This is a genomic window from Algoriphagus sp. (genome assembly GCF_029254265.1).
Lineage (GTDB): Bacteria > Bacteroidota > Bacteroidia > Cytophagales > Cyclobacteriaceae > Algoriphagus.
Window position 1 is genome coordinate 1 of record NZ_JAQWXX010000078.1, and the last position, 3856, is coordinate 3856.

At 41.1% G+C, this 3856-nt stretch carries 3 protein-coding genes; all 3 read right to left on the reverse strand.

What is annotated here, in order from left to right:
• Nucleotides 1-55: 55 nt before the first annotated feature.
• A complete protein-coding gene (locus P8O16_RS11545) occupies nt 56-2143 on the reverse strand; it encodes a M56 family metallopeptidase (protein ID WP_300314864.1) in 2088 nt (695 codons plus the stop codon).
• Nucleotides 2140-2514: a BlaI/MecI/CopY family transcriptional regulator gene (locus P8O16_RS11550; protein WP_300314868.1), complete on the reverse strand. Its 375-nt coding sequence runs from the start codon at nt 2512-2514 to the stop codon at nt 2140-2142. The genes P8O16_RS11545 and P8O16_RS11550 overlap by 4 nt, the downstream gene beginning before the upstream one ends.
• Before the next feature lie 250 nt (nt 2515-2764).
• The gene (locus P8O16_RS11555) at nt 2765-3571 is read right to left on the reverse strand and encodes an SDR family oxidoreductase (RefSeq protein ID WP_300314871.1); all 807 of its coding nucleotides are present in this window, start codon (nt 3569-3571) and stop codon (nt 2765-2767) included.
• Nucleotides 3572-3856: the final 285 nt, after the last annotated feature.

A 3856-nucleotide genomic window follows, 5' to 3' on the forward strand; every position in this document is an offset into this window, starting at 1 on the left:
CTTGCAGTCAAGTTCAGTTTGGAAGCTTTTACTGAACTCTATGACTCCTTGACCTTTAAATATATCCATTTTGAGCGTTTGAAAAGCTATAAATATATGCAATTAAAAGGACACCTCTATTTTTTGAATTATCCTTCTTTTTGAACTGCTCCTCCAGCTTTCGCTGAAACTCTTCAAATTTGTCCGCATTTTCCTCTTGCCAGATTTCCATTTTCCGCTGAAACTCCTCCATCTTAGGTTGGAATTTCTCCTGCCATTCCTCCATCTGCTTTTCGAATTCTTTCATTTTGGGCTCCTGAGCCTTCTCCCAAGCTTTCATCTTTTCCTCAAACTCCTTCATTTTAGGTTCATTCGATTTTTGCCAAGCTTTCATCTTTTCCTCAAACTCTTTCATTTTAGGCTCATTGGCTTTTTGCCAAGCTTCCATCTTTTCCTCCCATGCTTTCATTTGAGGCTCCCACTCTTTCATCATTTCCTCACTTCGCTTTGCCCATTCATTGGCCTGCTTTTCCATTTCTTGAGCCCATTTTTCTTTTTCCACTTTGGCCATTTCAGTGGTATCACGGGAAATAAATACACCATTTTTCCCAGTTCTATATACAGTAGCTCCTGAACCAGAATTAAAAAACTCGAATCCTTCCATCTCCGGCATTGGAGGCATCTCAGCCATAGGAGCCATTTCCGGCATTGGAGGCAATTCACTCATTTCAAAAAACGAAATCGGTGCTTCTGGGAAAGTTGGGGCCATTGGAGCTTCAGGAAAGTCAAATTCCATTTTAGGCATGGTAGCCCAATCTATTCCTTCTCCGTTTTTAAAGTAGAAATTCTTATTCCCTTTCACAATCAGGGTATCACCATTGGTGATTACCGTGTCTCCTGAAATTTTGTAAGTGTATGAATTTGACCCATTGGACTTGATAATTATTCGTTCTCCTGAATCTGTGGTCCATACCATCGGATCATCACTGGTAGATTCGGTTTTCTGAATCACCGTTTCCTTTTTCACAGTATCCAATTGAGTTGGAAAATTGTAATTCGGTTCCAAACCTAGAATCTCTGGATTCTCTAGATAAATAGCAGGTTCGATTGCCTTAAAGGCAGTTGGGCTATCTTGCTGCGCACTCGCAATCAAGCCGGCGCTGAATAATAAGGTTAGTAACATGGGGATAGAAATAATAGGGTTTTGTGGATAGTTTTGAGCAGGCTGGCCCAAGATTCTCTTGATCCGCTGCAAAGTTGGGTTTCGTTTTTTACTCGCTGGCAAAGCCAATTCGGGAGGATTTTGCTGCGCAAAATTCAAGACTTCTGCTAGGCTGAATGCCAGTTCTCTTGGGGAGATTCCAGCCTGAACGGCTAAATCATCTGCTGCATTTTCCCGGAGTTCCTTGATCGTCTGTGCCATCCACCAGTAAGAAGGATGGTAGAAGAAAAGGACTTCCAATCCAGATTGAATCAAATTAATGAGGTAATCATTTCGCTTGACATGCGCCAACTCATGCGCAATAATCGCTTCCAGCTGAGCCGGAGAAAGGTGAAAAACCAATGCCGCCGGAATAAGAACTATTGGCTTTAAATAGCCAAAAGTAATGGGCGAAATTCCAGATTCAGTGACCTTTAGGCTGATATTGGAACTTAATCCTAATTTGCCAACCAATCTATAAAATGTCTTTTCTACCTGGAAATCAACGGGGACAGATTCTGCCTTACGGAGCATCCGCAACTCGGTCATGCTATTAAAGAGTCTGAAGAGAAAAAGTAAAGCTCCAAAAAACCAGAAATTAACTAAAATCGGTAGCTGCTGGTTAATCCAATTGATTGTCTTCAGGAGGAAGTCTTCGGCAGCAAAGCCAGATGCAGCATCTATTGATTCTACAAAAACCAAATTTGTCAACCAAACTTCCATATCAGAAGCTGGAGCAAAGCTGATTAACTCATAGGCAAAGGTGGCAACAGTTATTAGAAGGCTTGACCCAAGCGCTAATAACCCAAGATTATATTTGAATGCAGCGCTTTTATTGGTTGCAATTTTCAACCCTATCCAAAGTAAAATTCCGATTGCAAGTAGCTGCCAAAGTGAGTGAACAAGTGTCCAACCTATGGCATAGCGCAAATGCTCGGGGATCCATTCAGTTAAAAGGTTCATGGTTTCTTCTGTTCAAGTTGATCTAAAAATGCTCTGATTTCGTCTAGCTCCTCTTTCGAAGGATTTTCCTGACCCAGTGCCTGCATCACCAGGTTTTGAGCAGAACCTCCAAACGCAGTATTGACCAAATTTTTCAAAAGTGAATTTTGCGTTTCTTTCTGATTGGTCGCTGGTCTATAAATATGGGAGCGATTTTGCTCATCACGACTGACCATTCCTTTAGCATGCATGATTTGCATTATCTTCAGAGTAGTCGTGTAGCCTGTGTCCTTGGTCTCGGCAAGTCGCTCGTGAATCTGTCGCACACTTGCTTCCTCCAATTCCCAAAGCAAGGCAAGGATCTCTAATTCGGATTCGGTAGGTTTGGTCATGGTAGTTCTTACGATAGCTTTCGTACAAAGTTATACGAAGATCATCGTAAGTCAAGAGATAGTACGAAAATAATCGTATTAAAAAGTGTTAATTATGATCAATCGCATTGATCCAAGTAGCGTTATTTTCTCTGCTCTGGAGGATCGGAGACCGAATAAAGGAGATCGAAGTGGTCTGAAATCCATTATTTACCCTAGTTCCGATTGTATTTAAATCTTTACGGATAAGATTGTGGATATATTTAAAAAACTAGCGAGATCGGAGTTTTTTGATGGTTTCTGCTCCCTTCTTTTCCAATTTTTCTCTAAAAACCTCTCCAGCCCAAGGCCATATTCCTGCAATTTTCGCGAGCAAGCCCCGAGATTCAGGGATACAAATCAGCTCTTTTGGTTTGTCCATTAACCGGATCAGTGCTTTAGTAATATCCTCAGGCTGCAAAACTTTTGAAGGTCCGCTAAAAGTAAGTTTGGTTTCTTCAGGATACTCCAGCTGTAAATCCAGCATTGGGGTAGCGACCAGATCGGGGCAAACAACGGAAATTTTCACCCCAAACTGTTTATATTCTGCCGCAGCTGCCAGACAGAAACCCCGAATTGCAAATTTGGAAGCAGCATATAAACTCAATCCAGAAACAGGAGCCAAACCCGCCAAGGAGGCAATCGTAATCACATGACCAAAGCCCTGTACCTTCATCCGATCTGCGATAAATTTCAACCCTAGAATACTTCCTTTGGTATTTACATTAAAATGAAAATCAATATCGTATAGCTCAAAGTCTTTCACAAAACCCGGCCTAATCACTCCAGCGCAATTAAATAAATGAGAAACGATGGCATTTTTGGAATCGATCAAATGCAGGATTTTCTCCCAAGTAGAAGGCAAAGACACATCCCCCGAAAAAATTAGGAGTTTCTCATTTTCACGAAACTCCATTTGCAATTGCTCTAAATTCAGATCTATTACAACCAAAGCATATCCTTTTTCGCTGAGCGACTTGGCCAAATGAAGACCGATTCCACTGGCTGCGCCTGTGATGAGCACCAATTTTGTATCCATATTTCAAAGTATTGATTTACTAGTACAAATTCCCAATGTGAGCCGAAATTATTGAAGCTTAAGATCAATAGGCTGAACGACATTCTCCAAAAAGAAACCAAATATCAGTCAGTCGCTGAACTCCCGGAGACATCTAACAGTTGTATATACATTGAATTTTATAAACTAATATGTATATCCGCAAAGATGCCAGTAGCCAAATAAGTTAGAAGTGACAGCCAGTGACAATCGCTTTCTTGCGATCTTAACGGGTACTAAATTAGGTCAAAATAAACGGTTTTGACC